Annotated in this window: 22 protein-coding genes; 12 read left to right on the plus strand and 10 right to left on the minus strand. The window is 70.7% G+C overall.

Annotated features, from left to right (window positions below; genetic code table 11):
• Window positions 1–4: 4 nt before the first annotated feature.
• Both sucB and lpdA read right to left on the minus strand, forming a co-directional pair.
• Window positions 5–1783, minus strand: coding sequence for a 2-oxoglutarate dehydrogenase, E2 component, dihydrolipoamide succinyltransferase (gene sucB, locus JHE00_RS17830; RefSeq protein ID WP_200319432.1), 1779 nt, complete (start codon window positions 1781–1783; stop codon window positions 5–7).
• Between the two features lie 56 nt (window positions 1784–1839).
• Window positions 1840–3213: a dihydrolipoyl dehydrogenase gene (gene lpdA, locus JHE00_RS17835; RefSeq protein WP_200319434.1), complete on the minus strand. Its 1374-nt coding sequence runs from the start codon at window positions 3211–3213 to the stop codon at window positions 1840–1842.
• Between the two features lie 170 nt (window positions 3214–3383).
• On the opposite strand from lpdA, the gene JHE00_RS17840 reads away from it, so the two are divergent.
• On the plus strand, window positions 3384–3749 hold the full coding sequence (locus tag JHE00_RS17840; RefSeq protein WP_200320352.1) for an oxidoreductase: 366 nt from the start codon (window positions 3384–3386) through the stop codon (window positions 3747–3749).
• Here JHE00_RS17840 and JHE00_RS17845 read toward each other — a convergent pair.
• Both JHE00_RS17845 and JHE00_RS17850 read right to left on the minus strand, forming a co-directional pair.
• Window positions 3746–4708 (minus strand): SMI1/KNR4 family protein, encoded by a 963-nt coding sequence (locus JHE00_RS17845; RefSeq protein WP_200319436.1) that lies wholly within the window; start codon window positions 4706–4708, stop codon window positions 3746–3748. The two genes, JHE00_RS17840 and JHE00_RS17845, sit on opposite strands and share 4 nt — an antisense overlap.
• On the minus strand, window positions 4705–6198 hold the full coding sequence (locus JHE00_RS17850) for a leucyl aminopeptidase (protein ID WP_200319439.1): 1494 nt from the start codon (window positions 6196–6198) through the stop codon (window positions 4705–4707). Before JHE00_RS17850 ends, JHE00_RS17845 begins: the two co-directional genes overlap by 4 nt.
• 78 nt (window positions 6199–6276) lie before the next feature.
• Here JHE00_RS17850 and JHE00_RS35140 point away from each other — a divergent pair, with 78 nt between their 5' ends.
• Window positions 6277–7188 (plus strand): hypothetical protein, encoded by a 912-nt coding sequence (locus JHE00_RS35140; RefSeq protein ID WP_230424531.1) that lies wholly within the window; start codon window positions 6277–6279, stop codon window positions 7186–7188.
• Window positions 7185–7811 (plus strand): DUF402 domain-containing protein, encoded by a 627-nt coding sequence (locus tag JHE00_RS35145; protein WP_307831988.1) that lies wholly within the window; start codon window positions 7185–7187, stop codon window positions 7809–7811. Before JHE00_RS35140 ends, JHE00_RS35145 begins: the two co-directional genes overlap by 4 nt.
• A gap of 16 nt (window positions 7812–7827) precedes the next feature.
• Here the strand turns inward: JHE00_RS35145 and JHE00_RS17860 are convergent, their stop codons facing one another.
• Entirely contained in the window at window positions 7828–8130 is a 303-nt protein-coding gene (locus tag JHE00_RS17860) for a hypothetical protein (RefSeq protein ID WP_307831989.1), read from the minus strand.
• Between the two features lie 62 nt (window positions 8131–8192).
• On the opposite strand from JHE00_RS17860, the gene JHE00_RS17865 reads away from it, so the two are divergent.
• Complete coding sequence (locus JHE00_RS17865; RefSeq protein ID WP_200319441.1) at window positions 8193–9296, plus strand: branched-chain amino acid aminotransferase; 1104 nt, start codon at window positions 8193–8195, stop codon at window positions 9294–9296.
• A gap of 53 nt (window positions 9297–9349) precedes the next feature.
• On the opposite strand, the gene cobT is transcribed toward JHE00_RS17865, so the two are convergent.
• Complete coding sequence (cobT, locus tag JHE00_RS17870) at window positions 9350–10384, minus strand: nicotinate-nucleotide--dimethylbenzimidazole phosphoribosyltransferase (RefSeq protein ID WP_200319443.1); 1035 nt, start codon at window positions 10382–10384, stop codon at window positions 9350–9352.
• Window positions 10385–10494: 110 nt separating this feature from the next.
• Between cobT and ispD the strand changes: the two genes are divergently transcribed.
• The gene (ispD, locus tag JHE00_RS17875) at window positions 10495–11232 is read left to right on the plus strand and encodes a 2-C-methyl-D-erythritol 4-phosphate cytidylyltransferase (protein ID WP_307831990.1); all 738 of its coding nucleotides are present in this window, start codon (window positions 10495–10497) and stop codon (window positions 11230–11232) included.
• 5 nt (window positions 11233–11237) lie between these two features.
• On the opposite strand, the gene JHE00_RS17880 is transcribed toward ispD, so the two are convergent.
• Both JHE00_RS17880 and JHE00_RS17885 read right to left on the minus strand, forming a co-directional pair.
• Window positions 11238–12227 (minus strand): aldo/keto reductase family protein, encoded by a 990-nt coding sequence (locus JHE00_RS17880; protein WP_200319445.1) that lies wholly within the window; start codon window positions 12225–12227, stop codon window positions 11238–11240.
• 66 nt (window positions 12228–12293) lie between these two features.
• Window positions 12294–12950 (minus strand): DUF3043 domain-containing protein, encoded by a 657-nt coding sequence (locus tag JHE00_RS17885; protein ID WP_200319447.1) that lies wholly within the window; start codon window positions 12948–12950, stop codon window positions 12294–12296.
• Window positions 12951–13088: 138 nt separating this feature from the next.
• On the opposite strand from JHE00_RS17885, the gene JHE00_RS17890 reads away from it, so the two are divergent.
• Window positions 13089–13460: a HesB/IscA family protein gene (locus tag JHE00_RS17890; protein WP_200319449.1), complete on the plus strand. Its 372-nt coding sequence runs from the start codon at window positions 13089–13091 to the stop codon at window positions 13458–13460.
• Between the two features lie 144 nt (window positions 13461–13604).
• On the opposite strand, the gene JHE00_RS17895 is transcribed toward JHE00_RS17890, so the two are convergent.
• On the minus strand, window positions 13605–13769 hold the full coding sequence (locus tag JHE00_RS17895; RefSeq protein WP_200319451.1) for a hypothetical protein: 165 nt from the start codon (window positions 13767–13769) through the stop codon (window positions 13605–13607).
• Window positions 13770–13861: 92 nt separating this feature from the next.
• Between JHE00_RS17895 and JHE00_RS17900 the strand changes: the two genes are divergently transcribed.
• The 5 genes from JHE00_RS17900 to JHE00_RS17920 all read left to right on the plus strand — a co-directional run bounded on the left by JHE00_RS17900 (window position 13862) and on the right by JHE00_RS17920 (window position 19109).
• Window positions 13862–14851: a carbohydrate kinase family protein gene (locus JHE00_RS17900; protein WP_200319453.1), complete on the plus strand. Its 990-nt coding sequence runs from the start codon at window positions 13862–13864 to the stop codon at window positions 14849–14851.
• A 135-nt stretch (window positions 14852–14986) separates the two neighbouring features.
• The gene (locus JHE00_RS17905) at window positions 14987–15793 is read left to right on the plus strand and encodes an ABC transporter ATP-binding protein (RefSeq protein ID WP_200319455.1); all 807 of its coding nucleotides are present in this window, start codon (window positions 14987–14989) and stop codon (window positions 15791–15793) included.
• Window positions 15777–16631, plus strand: a complete 855-nt coding sequence (locus JHE00_RS17910; protein ID WP_200319457.1) for an ABC transporter permease — start codon at window positions 15777–15779, stop codon at window positions 16629–16631. The genes JHE00_RS17905 and JHE00_RS17910 overlap by 17 nt, the downstream gene beginning before the upstream one ends.
• Window positions 16628–17656, plus strand: coding sequence for an ABC transporter substrate-binding protein (locus tag JHE00_RS17915; RefSeq protein ID WP_200319459.1), 1029 nt, complete (start codon window positions 16628–16630; stop codon window positions 17654–17656). The genes JHE00_RS17910 and JHE00_RS17915 overlap by 4 nt, the downstream gene beginning before the upstream one ends.
• 70 nt (window positions 17657–17726) lie before the next feature.
• Window positions 17727–19109 carry an FAD-binding oxidoreductase gene (locus tag JHE00_RS17920; RefSeq protein WP_200319461.1) on the plus strand — a complete coding sequence of 461 codons (1383 nt, stop codon included), beginning with the start codon at window positions 17727–17729 and terminating at the stop codon, window positions 19107–19109.
• A 97-nt stretch (window positions 19110–19206) separates the two neighbouring features.
• Here the strand turns inward: JHE00_RS17920 and asnB are convergent, their stop codons facing one another.
• Window positions 19207–21135 carry an asparagine synthase (glutamine-hydrolyzing) gene (gene asnB / locus JHE00_RS17925; protein ID WP_200319463.1) on the minus strand — a complete coding sequence of 643 codons (1929 nt, stop codon included), beginning with the start codon at window positions 21133–21135 and terminating at the stop codon, window positions 19207–19209.
• A gap of 168 nt (window positions 21136–21303) precedes the next feature.
• Here asnB and ctaC point away from each other — a divergent pair, with 168 nt between their 5' ends.
• Window positions 21304–22251, plus strand: coding sequence for an aa3-type cytochrome oxidase subunit II (gene ctaC / locus JHE00_RS17930; protein WP_200319465.1), 948 nt, complete (start codon window positions 21304–21306; stop codon window positions 22249–22251).
• Window positions 22252–22273: the final 22 nt, after the last annotated feature.

A 22273-nucleotide genomic window follows, 5' to 3' on the forward strand; every position in this document is an offset into this window, starting at 1 on the left:
TGACTCAGAGGCCGAGCTCGTCCTCGAAGTTGCCTTCCTCGAGACGCTGCTTGACCGTCGTGAGGAACCGGCCCGCGTCCGCACCGTCGACGAGACGGTGGTCGTACGTGAGCGGCAGGTAGGCCATCGACCGGATGGCGATGGTGTCGTTGCCGTCCGCGTCGGCGGTGACCACCGGACGCCGGACGACCGCGCCCGTGCCGAGCATGCCGGACTGCGGCTGCACGATGATCGGCGTGTCGAACAGGGCACCGTTGCTGCCGATGTTCGTGATCGTGAACGTGCCACCGGTGAGCTCGTCCGGCGTGACCTTGTTGTTGCGCGCCCGCTCCGCCAGGTCGGCGATGCGGTGCGCGAGGCCGGCCAGGCTCAGCTCGCCCGCGTCGTGGATCACCACGGAGAGCAGACCACGCTCGGTGTCCACGGCGATGCCGAGGTTGATCGCACCGTGGTAGGTGATCTCCTTGGTGTCCTCGTTGTACGAGGCGTTGACGTTCGGGTGCTGCTTGAGCGCCTCCACCGTGGCCTTGGCGAAGAACGGCAGGAACGTGAGGTTCACGCCCTCGCGCTCGCGGAACGCACCCTTCGCCTGCTTGCGCAGCTTGGCGATCTTGGTGACGTCGACCTCGTGCACCTGGGTGAGCTGAGCCGACAGCTGCAGCGATTCCCTGGTCTTGGTCGCCGTGATCTGCCGGATGCGGCTGGCCTTCTGCACGGTGCCCCGCAGCGCGGCCTTCTCCGCGTCCGAGACCGGAGCGGGCTTGGCGGGCGCCTGTGCGGCCGGGGCCGCCGCGGCGGCGGGCTGCGCGGCGGGCGCGGGCGCCTGCTCACGCTGCTTCTCCTCGACCGCGGCCAAAACGTCCTGCTTGCGGATCCGACCGCCGACACCGGTGCCGGTGAGGCTGTTCAGGTCGATGTCGTGCTCAGCGGCGAGCTTGCGCACCAGCGGGGTGACGTACGGCGTCGCGGCGCCGTCCCCACTCGGAGCGGCCTGCTTCTGCGGGGCCGCCTGCGCGGGCTGAGCCTGAGGCGCGGGCGCTGCCGGAGCGGGGGTCTCCTGCTTCGGCTGGGCGGGCTGGGCCTGCGGGGCCGGCTGGGCCTGCGGGGCGGGCGCCTGCGGCTCCGGCTGCGTGGGCTGGGCCGGGGCCGAGCTCGCCGCGCTGGCGTCGCCGATCACGGCCAGCTGGCCGCCGACCTCGACGGTCTCGTCCTCGTTCACCGAGATCTCGAGCACCGTGCCCGCGACGGGGGAGGGGACCTCGGTGTCGACCTTGTCGGTGGAGATCTCGAGCAGCGGCTCGTCGACGGCGATGGTGTCGCCGACCTGCTTGAGCCACCGGGTGACGGTGCCCTCGGTGACGCTCTCGCCCAGCTCGGGCAGCGTCACCGGGGTGCCGGAGGCCTGGCCGGACGGAGCCGCCGGAGCCGCCGGAGCCGCCGGAGCCGACGCCGCCGGGGCGGGCTCGGGCTCCGGCTGGGCCTGCGGCTCGGGCTGTGCGGGCGCCTCCTCGGCCTGCGGCGCTGGCGCGGCGGCGCCTCCACCGGAGCCGTCGTCGATCACCGCGAGCTCACCGCCGACCTCGACGGTCTCGTCCTCCTGGGCGACGATCTTCTGCACCGTGCCCGCGACGGGGGAGGGGACCTCGGTGTCGACCTTGTCGGTGGAGATCTCGAGCAACGGCTCGTCGACCGCGACCGAGTCACCCTCTTGCTTCAACCACCGGGTGACCGTGCCCTCCGTGACGCTCTCACCGAGCTCCGGCAATGTGACGGAGTACGCCATCGTTCGCTGACTCCCTTGACTGTTTCTGATGTGGGCTGGTTCTGAGGCGTCCGACGTCAGCCGTGCGTGTGCAGCGGCTTGCCGGCGAGGGCAAGGTGAGCTTCGCCGAGGGCCTCGGTCTGGGTCGGGTGGGCGTGGATGAGCGGGGCGACGTCCTCGGGGAACGCCTCCCAGTTGTAGATCAGCTGCGCTTCGCCGATCAGCTCGCCGACGCGGTCGCCCACGAGGTGCAGGCCGACGACGGGACCGTCGGGGGCCTTGACCAGCTTCACAGCGCCGGAGGTCTTCAGGATCTGGCTCTTGCCGTTACCGGCCAGGTCGTAGGTCAGCGTCACGACGTCGTTGCCGTACTGCTCCTTGGCCGCGGCCTCGGTGAGGCCGACCGAGGCGACCTCGGGGTGCGAGTAGGTGACGCGCGGGATGCCCGCCTCGTCGATGGGCTTGGGGTCGAGCCCCGCGATGTGCTCGGCGACCAGGATGCCCTGCTGGAAGCCGCGGTGCGCGAGCTGCAGGCCCGGCACGATGTCGCCGACCGCGTAGACGTTCGGCAGGTTGGTGCGCAGCATCTCGTCGGTCGGCACGAAGCCGCGGTCCATCGTGATGCCGGCTTCCTCGTAGCCGTGGCCCGCGGTGTTGGGGCCGCGGCCGACGGCGACGAGCAGCAGGTCGGCCTCCAGCGTCTCGCCGGACTCCAGCGACACGCTCACGCCGTTGTCGTCCTGCTTCGCGCCGGTGAACTTGACGCCGGTCTTGAAGGCGATCTTGCGGCGGCGGAACGCACGCTCGATCTGCTTGGAGGCGAACTCGTCCTCGTTGGGCACCAGGCGGGGGAGTGCCTCGACGATGGTCACCTCGGTGCCGAACGAGGCCCAGACGCTGGCGAACTCGACGCCGATGACGCCGCCGCCCAGCACCACGGCCTTCTTCGGGACGTAGTCGAGCTTCAGGGCGTCCTCGCTGGCGATGACCCGCCCACCGAGCTCGAGGCCGGGCAGCGACTTGGAGTACGAACCGGTGGCGAGCACCACGTTCTTGCCCGTGTAGTTCTTGCCGTCGACGGTCACGGTGGTGCCGCCGGCGAAGGTGCCGGTGCCCTCGACATAATTGATCTTGTGGGCCTTGGCGAGGCCCTGCAGACCCTTGTAGAGGCGGGTGATGACCCCGTCCTTGTACTTGTGCACTCCGGCCATGTCCACGCCCTCGAGGACGGACTTGACGCCGAACTGCTCGCCGTCGCGGGCCGAGTCGGCGACCTCGGCGGCGTGCAGCAGCGCCTTGGTCGGGATGCATCCGCGGTGCAAGCAGGTGCCGCCCAGCTTGTCCTTCTCGATCAACGTGACGGAAAGGCCCAGCTCGGCGGCGCGGAACGCCGCGGCGTAGCCGCCCGATCCGCCACCCAGGATCACCAGGTCGGCTTCAGCGTCGGTCACTTCTCAAACTCCTCGGCAGGCAGCGTCGATGCGGTTCACGGGCGCCGTGGTGCGCTCATCACACCTCATCTTGTCACCTCGCCTGACACGCTTGCGACCTAGTGCTGCCGATGTGGCGGACACGTCGTTCCCATCCCGGGATAATGATCGTGGGGACGACGGAAAGAGAGGTGGTCGGCGTGGGGCTGTTCGATTCGCTGCGCAGAAAAAACAAGGGATCTTCGAAGCCGGGAACACTGCGAAAGTCCAGCTCGGCGGACACACGGCACCTGGACGAGTGGGCCGCCTCCAGGCGTGGGGTGGAGGCGTTCGTCGAGCCGAAGACCACTGTCACCGACACCACTGTGGTGCTGGTCGCACACGACGGCGAGTGGACGCGGAGGCGCATCGGCAGTCTCGGTGCGGCCCAGGACTTCGGCCGGAAGCGCTCGATTCCGGTCTACGAGGTCGCCAAGACCGGTTACCCGCAGCGCATGCGCGAGTACACCGAGCGGCAGAAGATCATCGAGCGCAGGCGGCGGGATTCCGGCAGCTAGACGCTGGCCTCCAGCAGCCGGAGGTGCTCTTCGAGCAGTGCGCGGACGCCCGGATGGGTGGTGGTCCCGAACAGGTCGTCCGACTCGAGGACCTCACCGGTGTCCGGGCGCAGCACGATGCCCTCCGGCTCGCTGATCACGATCCCGCCCTCGGTGACCGCCAGCTCGGAGACCCCGAGCAGCCGGGGGAACACCACGTCGGCGCGCAGGCCGTCGCACGTCAGCAGGAGCTCCCGGTAGTCGGCGGGCAGCGCCCGGCCGAGCCTGCGTTCCACGGCGGCGATCGCGGCCGGGGTCGCGGGCGGCGGCACCGCGCCGGGTTCGCCGCGCAGTCGCATGATCTCGGCGACCAGGTCGCGCCAGCCCCTGCGTTCGCCGCTCTCGGCGCGGTAGCGGGCTGCGAGCGCCGCGACGAGCGTTCCCGTGTAGTCGCTCGCCCACTCCGCCGGCACGCCCAGCGCGCCGCGGAGCAGCAGCGGCGCCAGGTCGCGGCACGCGGCCAGCGTCGCCACGTCGGGCCTGCTCGTCTCACCCGCCCGCTGCGCCCACCGGCCCAGTGCCTCCGTGGCGGCTTCGACGTCGCCCTGGTCGGCGGCCGTCTGTGCCTCCGCCGTGATCGCCCGCAGCGGGTCCCTGCTCTCCTTGGCGAGGTGCGCGCGCTGTGCCTCCGCCTCGGCGTCGAGGTCGAGCGGCGACAGCTCGCCCGCCCAGTCCGGGGTCTCGCCCCTGGCCGCGAACAGCATCGCCCAGGCCCTGGCGGTGAGCGCGTCGGCCGCGAGCCTGCTCGCCTCGCGGCCGCTCACCGCCTGCCAGTGCGTGACCAGCCGGTCGGACTCGGCCGGGGCGCCCGCGCACGCGAGCAGGAGCGCCTCGGCCGAGACCACCGCGTCGACAGCGTCGTCGGTGGCCGTGAGCACCTTGTGCACGGCCGTCTCGACGTAGCCCTCGGGTTCGGTCACCCGTTGTCGGCGATGTCCGCGAGCACCGCGGCGATCGTGCGCACCGGGACGCCCGTGCCGCCCTTGCCGGTGTAGCCCCACGGGCTGCCCGAGTTGTACGCGGGACCCGCGATGTCGATGTGGGCCCACGGCAGGTCCTCGGCGACGAACTCGCGCAGGAAGATCCCCGCGGCGAGCATGCCGCCCCAGCGGGAGCCGGTGACGTTGGCGAGGTCCGCGAGCTTGGAGTCCAGTTCGCCGCGCAGCTCCTCCGGCAGCGGCATCGCCCAGCCGTTCTCACCCGTGGCCTGCGCGATCGTGGCCACGCGGTCGCGGAACTCGTCGGAGCCCATGACACCGGGGGTGCGGTTGCCGAGCGCGACCATCTGCGCGCCGGTGAGCGTGGACGTCTCGATCAGGTAGTCCGGGTCGTCCTCCGCCGCGCGCACGATCGCGTCGGCCAGCACGAGCCTGCCCTCGGCGTCGGTGTTGAGCACCTCGACGGTCTTGCCGCCGTACATGGTGAGCACGTCGCCGGGCCGGTACGAGGTGCCCGAGGGCATGTTCTCGGCGAGCGGCAGGTACGCCGTGATCTCGAGCGGGTACTTGAGCTTCGCGGCGAGCACGATCGAGGCGAGCACCGCGGCGGCCCCGGACATGTCCGAGGTCATGTGGTCCATGTTCGCGGCGGGCTTGAGCGAGATGCCGCCGGTGTCGAACGTGATGCCCTTGCCGACCAGCGCGACCTTCTTCTTGGCCTTCGGGCCGCGGTAGGACAGGCGCACGAGCCGCGGCTGGCGCGACGAGCCGCCGCCGACGCCGAGGATGCCGCCGTAGCCCTTGCGCTTGAGCTGCTTCTCGTCCAGCACCTCGATGTCGAGGCCCGCGCCCTCGGCCAGCTTCCTCGCGCGGTCGGCGAACGAGCCGGGGAAGAGGTCGTTGGGCGGGGTGTTCACCAGGTCGCGCGCGGCCAGCACCGACTCCGCGATGGCGGTGGCCGCCTTGAGCGTGGCGCGGTGCTCGCGCGCGGAGCCCTCGGCCGGGCTCACGACGTCCACCGTGGACACCGGGGCGTCGCCGGGCTCCGACTTGTACGCGGTGAAGGAGTAGGCGCCGAGCACGGTGCCCTCGACGGCGGCCTGGAGGTCCACGGCGGACAGCGTGGTGAGCGCCCTGGCGGTGCCTGTCAGCGCGCGGCCCGACGCGCCCGCGGCGCGGCGCACCTGCTCCCGCGTCGGCTCCGGCTTGCCGAGGCCGACGGCCAGCACGACGCCCGCGGGCAGCTTGCCCAGCGTCGGGACCTTGACGACCTCCTCGGCCTTGCCGGTGGCGCCGAGCGTGCGCAGCACGTCGGCCAGTGTGCCGCCCAGCGCCGCGTCGACCGCCTCGGCGCCAGGGGCCAGCTCGAGCCCGTTCGCGCCCTGGACGGTGCCGACGACGACCGCCTCCGCGCGGGTCTTGCCGAGCACGGCCTCGGTGTTCTCGGACAGGGCAAGCTTCGGCACGCTCACGTCAGGCTCCTCGTCGTTCACGAATCTTCTCCGCCATGCTATTGACGGCGTCACGACCCGGGAGAGGTAGGTGCGAGCGTGCAGGTCGGTGCGGGCATTCTCGGCGCGCTCGCCGTCGCGTCCTCGGCGGCGGGGTGGTGGCTGCTCGGCGGGGTCGCGCTCGCCGCCGCGCTGGCGTTCTGTGCTCAGTGGACGGTGCCGGAAGCGGAGGGCAGGTCGGCCACGCTGTACCTCGGTCTGCGCGTGACGGCGGGGCTCGCCCGCGGCGCCTTCTTCGCCGCGGTGCTGACGGCCTACGCGGTGCCCGGCTCGCCGTGGCTGGGCGTGGGCGCCCTGGTGCTCTTGATCGCCGTCGCCGACCTGGCCGGCATGGGCATCGGCGACTACTGGCGCCGCTGGATCACTGGGCTGCTCATCGCCGCCGGCGCCGCGTTCGTGGCCGTCAGCGTCGCCATCGCGCCCGCCACCGAAGTCAGCGGCCCCGGACTGCCGAGTCCCACCGGGATGCTGCTCGCCGCCGCCGTGCTCTTCCCGCTCGTCACGGGACTCACGCGCGGGCGGCTCGCCACCGCGACGGTGGTCGTGCTCGCGGTCGGCGCGGCGGCGCTGTACCAGCTCGGGCCCGACCGGCTGGGGCTCTCGGTGACGTCGTTGCGCGACGCGCTCGCCGCCGCCGACGCGGAGGCACTGCAACCCGTGCTCGGCGCCGTCGTGGTGCTGGCGACCGTGACCGCCGCGCTGGCCGCGCTCACCGCCGCGCGGGAGGAACTGGTGCCGCGCAACCGGGTGGCGGGCACTCTCGGCTGTGCGCTGATCATCGGCCTGCTCGCGGTGCTGCTCGGCCCGGGCGGCGCGCTGTTCGTCGCCGCGGCGCTCGCGCTGGCCGAGGCACTCGCCGCCGCGATCCTGACCAGGGAACGCACGGTGCCCGCGGTGGCGACGGCCGCGCTGTCGGTGGCGTTGTTCGCCGGGCTGGTGTTCGGCGCGTGAGGTGGCTGCCGGGACAGACCGCGGTGCTGAGTTTCGTGCGTCCCGACTCCAGCGTCGGTCAACAGCACCCGCTGCGGGTGCTCGCCGACGACGGCGCCCGGCTGCTCGGCTGGTTGCCCGAGGGCACCCGGATCGTCGGCAGCAGGCTCGCCGACGGCAGGGACCAGCGGGAGGCGCCGCTGGAGGAGCGCTTCACGACGCCGCGGGTGCGGGTGCGCGACCACTGGCGGGGCACGTCGACGCTGCGGCTCGTGTGCGAGGGCGTGTGGTCGTCGGTGTGGTGGTTCTTCGACGAGCGGGGCGACTTCACCGGCTGGTACGTGAACCTGGAGATCCCGCTCGGCAGGGACGCGCTCGGTCCGAAGCGGATCGACGGGGTGCTGGACGTGGCCGTGGACCCGGACCGGAGCTGGGCGTGGAAGGACGAGGACGAGGCGCAGGCGGCGCTGCGGGCCGGCAGGCTCACCGAAGCCGAGCTGGCGCTGCTGCGTGAGGAGGGCCTGCGCTATGTGGCGCTGGCCGAGGCGGGGGAGTTCCCCTTCGACGGCACCTACACCGACTTCCGGCCCGACCCGGCGTGGCCGAGGCCCGAGCTGCCCGGTGAGCTGCTGCGCGACCTCTGAGGCCGGGTGAGGCCGGTCAGGCCATCAGGTAGGTGAGACCGAACAGCGCGGCGGTGGCCACGAGCAGCGCCACGAGCGACTTGGCGGGCAGGTCGCGCGGGAAGACCTTGCCGTGCAGGTTCTTCCACCACACGAAGCCGAACACGGCCCCGATGATGCCGAGGAAGCCACCGAAGCCACCGGCCATGATGTAGCCGATCACCACGATGAGCCCTGCGGCGAAGGTCAGCAGCGCTGCGGCCGCGAAGGTCTTGGCGTCGGAGGCTGCGCCCGCGGACACGGTGTTGCCGCCCGCGGGAGTCAGAGGCTGGTGGCTCACACCTCCATCGTAGAGCCCTGGCAGATGCTCTGACTTCCTACTAAAGCGATATGCTCATCGGCATGACTACCACGAGCCCGTTCAGTCGTACCCTCAGCGCGTCGCCCGCCTCGGCGGAGCGGGTAGCAGAGGTACTGGCCGCTCCGGGTTTCGGTACTCACTTCACCGACCACATGGTGACCGTCGAGTGGGACACCGAGCGTGGCTGGCACGACGCCCGCGTCCGCCCCTACGAGGGATTCTCGCTCGACCCCGCCACGTCCGTGCTGCACTACGGGCAGGCGATCTTCGAGGGGCTCAAGGCCTACCGGCAGCCCGACGGCTCGATCAGGGCGTTCCGGCCCGAGCAGAACGCGGCGCGGTTCCGTCGCTCCGCGGCCAGGCTCGCGATGCCGGAGCTGCCCGACGAGCTGTTCCTCGGCTCGATCCACGAGCTCGTCGGCGTCGACGAGCGCTGGGTGCCGACGCGGCAGGGCGACGCGCTCTACCTGCGCCCGTTCATGATCTCGACCGAGGCCGGGCTCGGCGTGAACCGGCCGTCGGGCTCCTACCTGTACTCGCTCATCGCCTCGCCCGCCGGCACCTACTTCACCGGTGGCGTGAAGCCGGTCAGCGTGTGGCTGTCCACCGAGTACGTGCGCGCCGCTCCCGGCGGCACGGGCTTCGCGAAGTGCGCCGGCAACTACGCGGCGTCCTTCGTGGCGCAGGCACAGGCGACGGAGCAGGGCTGCGACCAGGTGGTGTGGCTCGACGCGGTCGAGCGCCGCTGGGTCGAGGAGATGGGCGGGATGAACCTGTTCTTCGTCTTCGGCTCCGGTGCCGACGCGAAGGTGGTGACGCCCGAGCTGAGCGGTTCGCTGCTGCCCGGCGTCACCCGCGACACGCTGCTGCGGCTGGCCTCGGACTTCGGCCACGAGGTGGAGGAGCGCAAGATCTCCACCGAGGAGTGGGAGAAGGCCGCCGCCTCGGGTGAGCTGACGGAGGTGTTCGCGTGCGGCACCGCCGCCGTGATCACGCCGGTGGGCCGGGTCAAGCACGCCGAGGGCGAGTTCACGATCTCCGGTGGCAAGCCGGGTGAGCTCACCATGCGCCTGCGCGAGGAGCTCACCGGTATCCAGGAGGGCGTCCGCCCTGACCCCCACGGCTGGATGCACACGCTGGCCTGACCGCGAGTTCGACGCTCCGGACCGCCAACCGTGCGGTCCGGAGCGTTGCGCGTTCAGGCCGGGCCGGGCAGCGACACCTGGCTGAAGGACGCCATCTCCGACAGCAGCCGCACCGACGCCGACAGCAGCGGCAGCGCCGCGCTCGCCCCGGCGCCGGTGCCGAGGCGGATGCCGAGGTCGAGCACCGGCTCCAGATCGAGGTGGTCGAGCGCCAGCACCTGCGCCGGTTCCGTCGAGCGGTGCGCGGCGAGCCACCACGAGCGCGCGCCCGGCGCGAACTCCTCGGCCACCAGCGCGGCAGCGGCGGCGGGCAGTCCGTCGATCAGCACCGGCGTGCGGCGTACCGCGGCCTGGGCGAGGAAACCCGCCATCGCGGCGAGATCAGCGCCGCCCACGGCGCGCAGCAACTCCACCGGGTCGGACAGCACGGGCCTGGCGCGGCGCAGGGCGTCGCGCACCACGACGCACTTGCGCATCCAGCCGTTGTCGTCGACGCCGGAGCCCCTGCCGATCACGGCCACCGGCTCCGTGCCGGTCAGTGCGGCGACGAGCGTCGAGGACGGCGTGGTGACGCCGACCCCGAGGTCGGCGGGCACCAGCAGATCGGCGCCTGCGTCCACCTCGGCGTCGGCCACGCGCATGCCGACGCGCACGGCGGCCTCGGCCTGCTCGGCGGTGAGGGCGTCCTCGGAGTCGATCGAGCCGGAGCCCCTGCGGATCTTGAACTCGTCCTCGTCGTCGGAGTCCACCGCCACGTCCACGACCCGCAGGCCCGCGCCGGCCACGTCGGCGACCACGTTGAGCGCGGTGCCTCCGTCGTGCAGCGCGGCGAGCATCTGCCCGGTCATCGCGGGCTGGAAGGCGGAGACGCCCTTGGCGGCGATCCCGTGGTCGCCGGCGAACACGACCACGCGCATGCGCTTGAGCGGGCGGGGCGGCGACTGGCCCTGGCACGCGGCGATCCACGCGCCCAGGTCCTCCAGTTTGCCGAGCGAACCTTCGGGTTTCAGCAGCAGGCCGTGGCGTCGGAGGGCGTCGCCACGCGCGATCTCGTCGGGGTGGGGGACGTCAGCGAACTCGATGGGCACAGCGGTCAAGTTACCGCGCGCCACCCGGGTGCAGGGCCCTGGCCAGCGAGCTGAGCGCGGACGTGGCCGCACGCCCGGGTCATGGGGGAGCGAACTCGTATGATTCCGCTGTGGTGGAACCGAAAGCGGCGGGCGTGGTGCTCGCCAGCGGGGCGGGTACCCGCGTGGGCGCCGCACTGAACAAGGTCTATCTGCCGCTCGCGGGGCGCCGGCTGGTGTCGTGGTCGCTCACCGCGTTCGCCCGCGTTCCCGACGTCGGGGTGCTGGTGCTGGTGGCCAGGCCGCAGGACGACGAGCTCGTCGCGTCGGTGCTGGAGCGCGAGGTCGACGGCGTCGAGGTGGAGGTCGTCCACGGCGGAGAGACGCGGCAGGACTCCGAGCTGCGGGCACTGCGTCACCTCGCGGGCCGCATCGACGACGGGGCGATCGACACCGTCCTGCTGCACGACGGGGCGCGCCCGCTGGTGAGCCCGGCGCTGATCACCGACGTGCTGCGCGCGGCGAGGGAGCACGGCGGTGCGATCCCGGGGCTGCCGGCCGAGGACATCGTGGCCGTCGGGGACGACGGCGTCGTGCTGGCCGAGCAGGACTCCGCGACGTTGGTCAGGGCGCAGACCCCGCAGGGCTTCCGCGCCGCGCCACTGCTGGCCGCCTACGAACAGGCCGCGCGCGAACGGTTCCTCGGCACCGACACCGCCTCCTGCATGGAGCGGTACTCCGGACTGCCCGTGCACTGGGTCCGCGGCGAGCAACGGAACTTCAAGATCACCTACCCGCACGATCTCGTGGTCGCCGAGCAGGTGCTCGCGACCGAGCCGTCGCGCGCGGGGGCCGCGCGCGACGGCTGAGGTCCCTACGGGCTCGTCGTGAGCCGCGAGTCGCTCTCGACGACGCCGTCGAGCGCCTCGTCGATCGCGGTCAGCAGGTCGGCCTCCAGCCGCACGCCGGCGGCCTTGACGTTCTCGTGCACCTGCTCGGGGCGCGAGGCACCGATGATCGCCGCGGCCACGTTGGTGTTCTGCAGCACCCACGCCACCGCGAGCTGCGCGAGCGACAGACCCGCCTGGTCGGCCAGCGGGCGCAGCCGCTCGACGCGGTCGAGCATCTCGTCGCGCAGGAACCGGGTGACCAGGTTCGCGCCGCCGTTCTCGTCGGTGGCCCGTGAACCCTCGGGCGGCGCTTGACCACGGCGGTATTTGCCGGTGAGCACGCCCTGCGCGATGGGCGACCACACGATCTGGCTCAGGCCCTCGCGCTCGCAGGTGGGCACCACGTGTTCCTCGATGACGCGGTGCAGCATGTTGTACTGCGGCTGGTTGGACACGAACGGCACCTTCAGCTCACGCGCGAGCGCGGCGCCCCGCGTGATCTGCTCCGCGGTCCACTCGGACACACCGACGTAGAGCACCTTGCCCTGCCGCACGAGGTCGGCGAAGGCGAGCATCGTCTCCTCGAGCGGCACCGTGCGGTCGAAGCGGTGTGCCTGGTAGAGGTCGACGTAGTCGGTGCCGAGACGCTTCAGCGACCCGTGGGCCGCCTCCATGATGTGCTTGCGGCCGAGGCCTTTGTCGTTGGGCCCTCGGGGGCCGGTCGGCCCGAAGACCTTGGTGCAGATCTCCAGGCTCTCGCGACGCTGCCCGGCGAGCCCTCGGCCGAGGACCGACTCGGCGGCCGTGTTGGCGTAGACGTCGGCGGTGTCGAAGGTGGTGATGCCGGCCTCGAGCGCGGCCTTGATGCAGGACTGGGCCTGCTCTTCCTCGACCTGCGAACCGTGGGTGAGCCAGTTGCCGTACGCGATCTCGCTGATCGAGAGACCGCTGCGGCCAAGACGACGAAACTCCATGACCGGGAGCCTAGCCGCGAATAGTTCGCATTGCTAACGACCTGGAGTCGCTCCAGGTGCGCCGGTCTACGGAATCGGGTCGCCCGGCTTGATCCGCGGCTTCGGCATGCGCAGCCTGCGCACCTGGCTGGCCCTGACGAACGCGTACCAGCCGATCGAGCCGCCCTTGACGACCTCGTTCGGGAAGCGCTCGCGCGCCAGCCTCGCGATCTTGCGGCCGTTGAGGAAGCCCTCGACGATCATGCCGAGCAGCATCACGGTGGTCACCAGCGTCGCGTACTGCTGGACGGCGGGCACCGGCACGAGCAGGGACACGAACACCAGGATCGCGAGCGGCATGAACAGCCCGAGAATGTTGCGCCGCGAGTCGACCAGGTCGCGCACGTAGGCCTTGACCGGGCCGCGGTCGCGCGGCAGCAGGTAGCGCTCGTCGCCCGCCATCATGCGGTCGCGGCGCTCCTTGGCGGCGGCGCGGCGATCCTCCTTGCTCACCGGGTTCTGCTTGCGCAGCTCCCGGTTGCGGCGGATCGCCTCGCGCGTGGTGCGCGGCGGCGGGGCGACGGGACCACGGCGTTTGCCCTCGGCCTCACGCCGTTTCGGCGTCGCCTTGCCCTTGCTCGGCGTGTACCCCCGGCTGCCGTGAGATTCGCCGACGCCCTCGACCTCGACGGCGTCGGCCTCGGCAGGGGCCTCTTCAGTGGTGTTGCGGCGCAGGAACCTCACCTCACCAGGGTATTGCAGCGCTCACTGCGCATGTTCAGCCGGTCGAAAGATGTGTCACCATGGAGCGTGGGGAACAGAACGGGAGCCGGAGTTGTTGCCGCCGGTAACCGCCCCGTGAACAGACCTTGAGGGAGAGTCATGACGACCGCTGAGCAGAACACCGCCGCCGAGGCCGGCGAGACCACGCACGGCGTCATTCTGACCGACGCCGCGGCCACGAAGGCGAAGGCGCTGCTCGATCAAGAGGGCCGCGACGACATGCACCTGCGGATCGCCGTGCAGCCCGGTGGCTGTGCAGGCCTGCGGTACCAGCTGTTCTTCGACGAGCGCACGCTGGACGGGGACCTCTTCCGCGACTTCAGCGGCCTGCGCGTCGCCGTCGACCGGATGAGCGCGCCGTACGTGCAGGGCGCCGAGATCGACTTCGTCGACAGCATCGAGAAGCAGGGCTTCACCATCGACAACCCGAACGCGGGCGGCTCCTGCGCCTGTGGCGACTCCTTCCACTGAGTCCTCCGCACGCGAGAAGGCGCCGGTCACGAACACTCGTGGTCGGCGCCTTTTTCGTGTCCGGACCAGGCGAAGGACCCCGGACACAACACAGGGGCCACGATCGCCGTTGACCGTGGCCCCTGCGAGTTCGAAGGATCGCCGTCAGACGTACTCGTCCAGATCGGCCACCTGTGCGTGGCAGGCGTCGTCCACCCGCCAGGGCTCTGCGGCGGCGACCGGCTCCGTCCCGGGGATCTCGGGCCGCGGGATCTCCGCGCAGTCCGCGATCAGTTCGGCCATGGTCTCGGGCTCGGTGGCGATGCTCACACGGGCAACGTAAGTGCTCGGCCGAATGCGCGACACCCTTACCCCTCGGTAGTCTCGCCCGGGAATCGAACCGTTACCCGTCTGGAGGACCGGTGGCAGTCAAGGACCGGATCGCGGTTTCGGGAAGCATCGCGACAGACCATCTGATGCACTTCCCGGGCCGGTTCGCCGAACAGCTCGTTCCGGAGCAGCTGCACCGCATCTCCCTGAGCTTCCTCGCCGACGACCTGGTGGTCCGCCGTGGCGGAATCGGCGCCAACATCGCGTTCGGGCTCGGGGTCCTCGGGGTCTCGCCCGTGCTCGTCGGCGCGGTCGGTGCCGACTTCGCCGACTACCGCGCATGGCTCGAGCGGCACGGCGTGGACACCTCCGGCGTGCACGTCTCCGACATCGCCCACACGGCGCGGTTCGTCTGCACCACCGACGAGGACCTGAACCAGATCGCCACGTTCTACGCGGGCGCGATGGCCGAGGCCCGCAACATCGAGCTCGAGCCCGTCGCCGCGCGTGCGGGCGGCCTCGGGCTGGTGCTGATCAGCCCGGACGACCCGGAGGCGATGCTGCGCCACGCCGCCGAGTGCAGGCAGCGCGGCTACACCTTCGCCGTCGACCCCTCGCAGCAGCTGGCCAGGATGGACGGCGCCCAGGTGCGCTCGTTCGTCGCGGGCGCGCACTACCTGTTCAGCAACGACTACGAGTGGGAACTGCTGCTGCAGAAGACCGGCTGGACCGAGCAGGACGTGCTCAGCCGCGTCGGGATGCGCGTGACCACGCTGGGCGAGAAGGGCGTCGAGATCGTCTCGGCCGACGGTGCCTCGCTGCAGGTCGGTGCCGTGCCCGAGACCGCGAAGGCGGACCCGACGGGCGTCGGTGACGCCTTCCGCGCCGGCTTCCTCGCCGGCCGGGACTACGGCCTCGGGCTGGAGCGCTCGGCGCAGCTCGGCTCGCTCGCGGCGGTGCTCGTGCTGGAGACCATCGGCACGCAGGAGTGGCTCTTCGACCGCGAGACCGCGCTCGCGCGGCTGACGGGCGCGTTCGGCGCCGACGCGGCCGCCGAGATCGGCGCTGTGCTGCCCCGCTGAGCCGGACCGGCGGTCGGTTCTTTTCTCACCTCCTGGGATGACGCTTGTTGTCCCGGTTCACATCCACTTAATGTGCGCATCACATCGCGATTTCCGTGCCACATTGTGGGCGATGTGCCGTGAGGAGGAACGAGAATGGGTGACGACCCGGTCGCCAGAGCCGTCGAGCTACGCGGGGTCACCATGGCCTACCGGGCCAGGGACGGCGACTACACCGCGGTGTCCGACGTGGACCTGGCCGTGGACAGGGGCCGGTTCGTCTCGGTCGTCGGGCCCACCGGGTGCGGCAAGTCGACCGTGCTGAACGCCGTCGCCGGGCTGTTGCCTCCCGCGGCGGGCGAGGTGCTGATCGAGGGACAGCCGCTGCGCGGGCTCAACCGCAAGGCCGGCTACATGTTCCAGCAGGACGGCCTGCTGCCGTGGAAGACCGTGCTCGACAACGTGGCCTTCGGGCTCCAGCTGCGCGGCACGAGCAAGAGCGAGCGCGACGAGCTCGCCAGGGACTGGATCACCAGGGTCGGCCTCGCCGGCTTCGAGGACTCCTACCCGCACCAGCTCTCCGGCGGCATGCGCAAGCGCACCGCGGTGGCGCAGACCTGGATCGGCGACCCCGAGATGCTGCTGATGGACGAGCCGTTCGGCGCGCTCGACGTCCAGACGCGCCAGGTGATGGAGAACGAGCTGCTGACGCTGTGGACGGGCACGGAGAAGACCGTGCTGTTCGTGACCCACGACCTCGACGAGGCGATTTCGCTGTCCGACGAGGTCGTGCTGCTCTCCGCGGGCCCGGCGAGCCGCATCGTCGGCACGTACCCGGTGGACCTGCCCCGGCCGCGCAACCTGCTCGACATCAGGACCAGCCCCGAGTTCACCGAGATCTACCGGGCCATCTGGTCGGACCTGCGGGACGAGGTGATGAAGACCTATGAGCGCATCGGTTGAGACGACTCCGGAGACCCGCACGACGGGCCCGGTCCGGCGCAAGCCCCGTCGCAAGCGCAGGCCCGCGGTGCTCATCACCCAGATCGCGGTGGCGGTCTTCGTGGTGCTCGGCTGGGAACTGTGCGCCCGCGCCGGGATCGTCGACGAGTTCTTCTTCTCCAAGCCCAGCGACATCGTGTCCCGCACCATCGACTGGTTCGCGACGGGCTCGATCTGGGAGCACCTGCAGATCACGCTCGTCGAGGCCGCGCTGGCACTGGTGATCGGTGGCCTGCTCGGCCTCGTCATCGGCTTCCTGCTGGCGCGCGTCGAGTTCATCGCCGCGGTGTTCGACCCCTACATCAAGGTGCTCAACGCACTGCCGAGGGTCGTGCTCGCGCCGATCTTCCTGCTGTGGTTCGGACTCGGCATCTGGTCCAAAGTGGCCTTCGGCGTCACGCTGGTGTTCTTCATCGTCTTCTTCAACACCTACCAGGGTGTGCGTGAGGTCGACCGGGTCGTGGTCGACAACGCGCGGATGCTCGGCGCGAAGGAAGGACAGCTGGTTCGCCACGTCCTGCTGCCGAGCGCGCTCACCTGGATCTTCTCCAGCCTGCACATCAGCGTCGGCTTCGCCATCGTCGGCGCCGTGGTCGGCGAGTACCTCGGAGCCTCGAAGGGTGTCGGTTACCTGATCTCGCAGGCGGAGGGAACGTTCGACACCACGGGTGTCTTCGCGGGCATGTTCGTGCTCTCCGCGGTGGTGCTCGTCGTCGACGTCGCCGTCAACCGCGTCGAGCGCTACCTGCTGCGCTGGAAGCCGTCCCAGGACAACAACTTCGGCGGAGGTCAACGATGATCAAGCGGATTCTCGCCCCGGTGCTCGCCGTGGTGCTGCTGTTGAGCGCGTGCCAGGCCAAGCCTGGCGAGCGCTCGGAGGGCGGTCAGCTCACTATCGGCGTCGGCGGCCAGCCGTTGCTGGTGTACCTGCCCACCACGTTGGCGCAGCGACTCGGTTACTACGAGGACGAGGGCCTCAACGTGACCCTGGAGGACCTGCAGGGTGGTTCCAAGGCGCTGCAGGCGTTGCAGGGCGGCAGCGTCGACGTGGTCAGCGGCTACTACGACCACGCCATCCAGATGGCGGCCAAGGACCGCGACGTCCAGTCGTTCGTCTCCATGCTGCGCTACCCGTCGCTCGTGATCGCGGTGTCGCCCAAGGCGAGCAAGCCGATCGAGTCGATCGCCGACCTCGCGGGCGCCAACGTGGGCGTGACCGCTCCCGGCTCGTCGACGGACTTCTTCCTGAAGTACCTGCTCGGCAAGGAAGGTCTGCCGGCCGACTCGGCGACCGTGCAGGCCGTCGGCGGAGACTCCAGCGCGGTCGCCGCGATGGAGCAGGGCCGCGTCGACGCCGCGGTGATGCTCGACCCGGCGTTCTCGTTGCTGCAGCAGCGAGTGGGCGCCGACGAGGTACAGGTCCTCACCGACACGAGGACGGCCGAGGGCGTCCAGGAGGACTTCGGCGTCTCGACCTACCCGGCGGCGGTGCTGTACTCCACGGGGCAGTGGCTGGAGAACAACGACGACAACGCGCGCAAGCTCGCCAAGGCGATCGTGCGCACACTCGAGTGGATCGACCAGCACTCCGCCGAGGAGATCGCCGCCGAGATGCCCGAGGAGTACGCGCAGGGCAACCGCGACGTCTACGTCGAGTCGATCGCGAAGGTCAAGGAGGCGTACTCCAAGGACGGCACCCTGGAGGCCGACGGAGCCGAGGCCGTGCGCGAGGTGCTGGCGCAGTTCATCCCCGAGGTCGAGCGGGCCGACATCGACGTCTCCACCACGTTCTCCAACGACTACCTGCCCTCGGAGACCAGCTGATTCTTTTGCAGCGCCCGTAACGGCCGCCGGAGTCGTGCGACTGGCCCCTCGAGGGGCTAGGAGGCACATCATGACCGGTAACCTGCTCGAACCCGCGTCCGTGGACCAACTGCGGAGCCGGTTCAACGGCCGCATCGTCACGCTCGACGACGGTGACTACGAGGACGTGCGCGCGATCTTCAACGCGATGATCGCCGCGCGACCGCAGGTGATCGCGCGCTGCGCCGACGCCGCCGACGTCGCGGCGGCGCTGGCGTTCGCGCGGGCCAACCGGCTGGAGGTCGCCGTGCGCTCGGGCGGGCACAGCGTGGCGGGGGCGAGCCTCGTCGACGGTGGCCTGGTGATCGACACCCGCCTGATGAACGACGCCACGGTCGACCCCGGCCGGGCAACGGTGCGCGTCGGCGGCGGCGCGAGCTGGGCCGACTTCGACCAGGCCGCCCAGCGGCACGGCCTGGCGGCCACGGGCGGGCGCGTGTCGACGACGGGTGTCGCCGGGCTCACGCTCGGCGGCGGATCCGGCTGGCTCGAGCGCAGGTTCGGGCTCGCCTGCGACAACCTGATCTCCGCCGAGCTCGTCACCGCCGACGGCCGCGTGGTCACGGCGAGCGAGGACCACAACCCCGAGCTGTTCTGGGGGCTGCACGGCGGTGGCGGCAACTTCGGCGTCGCGACGGCGCTGACGTTCCAGCTGCACCCGCTGCCGGAGTTCTCGATCGCGCTGCTGTTCTGGCCCGCCGAGCAGGGCCGATCCGTAGCGGCCGGCTACCGCGACCTGATGCGCGACGCGCCCGAGGAAGCGGGCGGGGGCATGCTCTTCCTCACCGGCCCGCCCGAGGACTTCGTGCCGCCACACCTGGTGGGCACGCTGTGCTGTGGCGTGCTCGTCACCTACTGCGGGCCGCAGGCCGCGCTGCGCGAGTTCGCCGCCCCGCTGCTCGCCGCCGAGCCGCACGGCCAGGTGGTCACCGACATCGGCTACGCCGACCTGCAGTGCATGCTCGACGACCCGCCCGGCTACCGGAACTACTGGTCGGACGAGCACGTGCGTGAGCTGCCCGACGAGGCGCTGGACCGGTTCTGCAGGCGGGCGTACGACATGGTCGTGCCCTCGCCGTCGCAGCACGCCCTGCTGCCGTGGGGCGGCGCGGTGACCAGGGGCCGTGACTGGCCCGGCTTCGACCGCACCGTGCCGTGGGCAGTGCACCCGCTCGGGCTGTGGGAGGACCCGGCCGACGACGACCGCGCGATCGCGTGGGCCCGCAACCTGCGCGCGGACATGCAGCCGTGGTCGAGCGGTGACGTCTACCTGAACTTCATCGGCGACGAGGGCGCCGACCGCGTGGTCGCGGGCTACGGCGAGGACAACTACCGCAGGCTCGCCAGGATCAAGGCGGAGTTCGACCCGGACAACGTCTTCAACCGCTGGCACGCGGTCCAACCGGCCGCCTGAACCCCCACAGGCCCCCACAGGTGCGGCCCCGCAAATGCGGTGAAGGGCACCTTTACTGCGTTGAATGCAGTAAAGGTGCCCTTCACCGCATCAGGGCTCAGAGCTTGACGGGGTACTGCGGTTCCGGGATCTCGGGCTTGATGCGGTTCTCGATGAAAATGCCGTGCCACAGCATGAACACCAGCAGCGCCCACAGCCGCCTGCTGTGATCCAGTGCGCCCGACTTGTGCTCGTCGAGCATCGCCTGCACGGCGGGCTTGTCGAGCAGGTCGCCGGTCTGCGAGTCGGCGATCACGCCGCGTGCCCAGTCGTACATCTCGTCGCGCAACCACACGCGGATCGGCACGGGGAAGCCGAGCTTGCGCCGGTTGAGCACGTGTGCGGGCACGATGCCGTCGAGTGCCCTGCGCAGCGCGAACTTCGTGGTCTCCTTGGTGATCTTCTGGTCGAGCGGGATCGACGACGCCACCCGGAAGACCTCGGAGTCGAGGAACGGCACCCGCAGCTCCAGCGAGTTGGCCATGGTGACCTTGTCGGCCTTCACCAGGATGTCGCCGCGCAGCCACGTGAACAGGTCCACGTGCTGCATGCGCGCCACCGGGTCCCAGCCGCGCGAGAGGTCGTACCAGGGTGCGGTGACGTCGCCGTGGCCGACGCCCTCGCGGAACGTCTTGAGCACGCCCCGGAGCTGGTCGTCGCGGAAGATCCGCGCGTTGCCGTAGTAGCGCTCCTCCAGCGACAGCGCGCCGCGGCGCAGCAGGTCCTTGCCTCGGGTGCCCTCCGGGATGCGCGACGACACCTTGCCGAGCAGCTTGCGGACGCCGCCCGGCACCTTCTCGAACGGCGCCAGCGACAGCGGCTCGCGGTAGATCGTGTAGCCGCCGAAGAGCTCGTCGGAACCCTCGCCGGAGAGCACGACCTTGACGCGCTTGCGGGCCTCGCGGGCGATGAACCACAGCGGCACGAGCGCCGGGTCGGCCACCGGGTCGTCGAGGTACCAGACGATCAGCGGGAGTGTGTCCATCATCTCGTCGGCGGACACGGTGCGCACCACGTGCTCGACGCCGATCGCCGCCGCGGACTCGGCCGCCACGTCGACCTCGGAGTAGCCCTCGCGCTCGAACCCGGTGGTGAAGGTGATCAGGTTCGGGTTGTGTTCCTTGGCCAGCGCGGCGATCGCGGTGGAGTCGATGCCTCCGGAGAGGAACGCGCCCACGGTGACGTCGGCGCGCATGTGCTTGGCCACCGAGTCGCGCATGACCTCGGCGATCTGCTCGTGCAGCGCCGCGACTTCGGCGGGGCCGGACACGGGCTTGGCCGTGAACTCGGGGGAGAAGTACCGCTCGGTCTTGACCTCGCCGCCCGGCTCCACCGTGAACGACGTGCCCGACTCGATCCTGCGGATGCCGCTGTGCAGCGACTCCGGCTCCGGCACGTACTGGAGCACCAGGTAGTGCTGCAGCGCCGTGCGGTCGAGCTCCTCGGCGACGGCGAGCGTGCTCGCCAGCTCCAGCAGGCTCTTCTTCTCGCTGGCGAACGCGACGCCGCCGGGGCCGGCGGAGTAGTAGAGGGGCTTGATGCCGAACGGGTCCCTCGCGCCGAAGACGACCTTGCGCTCGGAGTCCCAGATCAAGAACGCGAACATGCCGCGCAGCCGGCCGACCGCGGCTGGGCCGAGGTGGTGGTAGGCCGCGACGATGGACTCGGTGTCACCCTCTGTGGCGAACTTCGCACCGTGCTCGGCCGCGAGTTCCTCGCGCAGCTCGAGGTAGTTGTAGATCTCGCCGTTGAAGTTGATGGTGTAGCGGTCCGGGTTCTCCGGCGGACCCCAGGTCAGCGGCTGGTGGGAGTGCTCGACGTCGATGATGGCGAGCCGGTTGAAGCCGTAGACGACCTCACCGTCGGTCCAGGTGTCGGTCTCGTCGGGGCCGCGATGCCGCTGGCAGCGCAGTGCCTGGCCGACAGCGGGCCTGGCGTTCACCGCGTCGTTCTCGCTGGCACAAACCAGTCCAAGCAGGCCGCACACGCGTCTTCACACACCTTTTGCTCGTCGCCGCAACTCGAAGTCGTCAGTATGCCGGGGGACACACGGCCCCCGGCCGGGCGGGTCGCGGGACACCCCTTGGGCGGCGAGCCCGGCTATCTCGGCTAAAGTCCGGGGCGTCAGAGAGATCGGGCGAGGAGGCATCGCGGAGTGGGCGTTCCAGAGCGCACCCGGGGCAAACGACGGGGCAAGTCCGCCAAGGTTGCCGCGCTCGCCGGGCTAGTCGCCGTCACGGCGACCGGATGTTCCGGCGAAGAGATTTTGCGGTTCGGCTGGCCCGAGGGTGTCACGCCTGAAGCCGACCACATGCGAACCCTCTGGACGTGGTCCGTCGTCGCCGCACTCATCGTCGGCGTCATCGTGTGGGGCCTGATCTTCTGGAGCATCGCGTTCCACCGGAAGAAGAAGGACACCGTCGAGGCGCTGCCGCGCCAGTTCCAGTACAACGTGCCGCTGGAGCTGTTCTGCGTCGTCGTGCCCGTGGTCATGGTCTGCGTGCTGTTCTTCTTCACGGCCACCACCGAGAGCAAGGTGCTGGCGAAGGAGCCCGACCCCGAGGTGACCGTCGACGTCATTGCCTTCCAGTGGAACTGGGAGTTCGCCTACCCGGAGGAGCCCGAGACCGAGAACGGTCAGCGCGTCTCCACTGTCGGCAGCTCCACCGAGATCCCGCTGCTGGTGCTCCCGACGGACCGGAAGATCCAGTACAACCTGCGGTCGACCGACGTCATCCACTCGTTCTGGGTTCCGGAGTTCAACTTCAAGCGGGACGTCATGCCGTTCCCGGAGAAGAACAACCAGGACAACGTCTTCCAGAACACCATCGACCGTGAGGGTGCCTTCGTCGGCCGCTGCGCCGAGCTGTGCGGCACCTACCACGCGATGATGAACTTCGAGGTGCGTGCGCTGTCCCCGGACAAGTACGACCGCTACATCGAGCTGCGTACGCAGGTCAACGAGCAGTCGGGCCAGCCGAACACCGCCGCCGAGGCACTCAGCGTCCTGCAGGACGAGGGCTGTGGCGAGCTGTGCAGCCCGACCGCCACGACGACCGAGCCGTTCAACACGGACCGGACCCTGCGGACCGCGACCGGCTGAGTCCGGCCACATCCGCGAAGTA

Origin of the sequence: Prauserella cavernicola, from assembly GCF_016595675.1 — a bacterium.
GTDB classification, from domain to species: Bacteria; Actinomycetota; Actinomycetes; order Mycobacteriales; family Pseudonocardiaceae; genus Prauserella_A; species Prauserella_A cavernicola.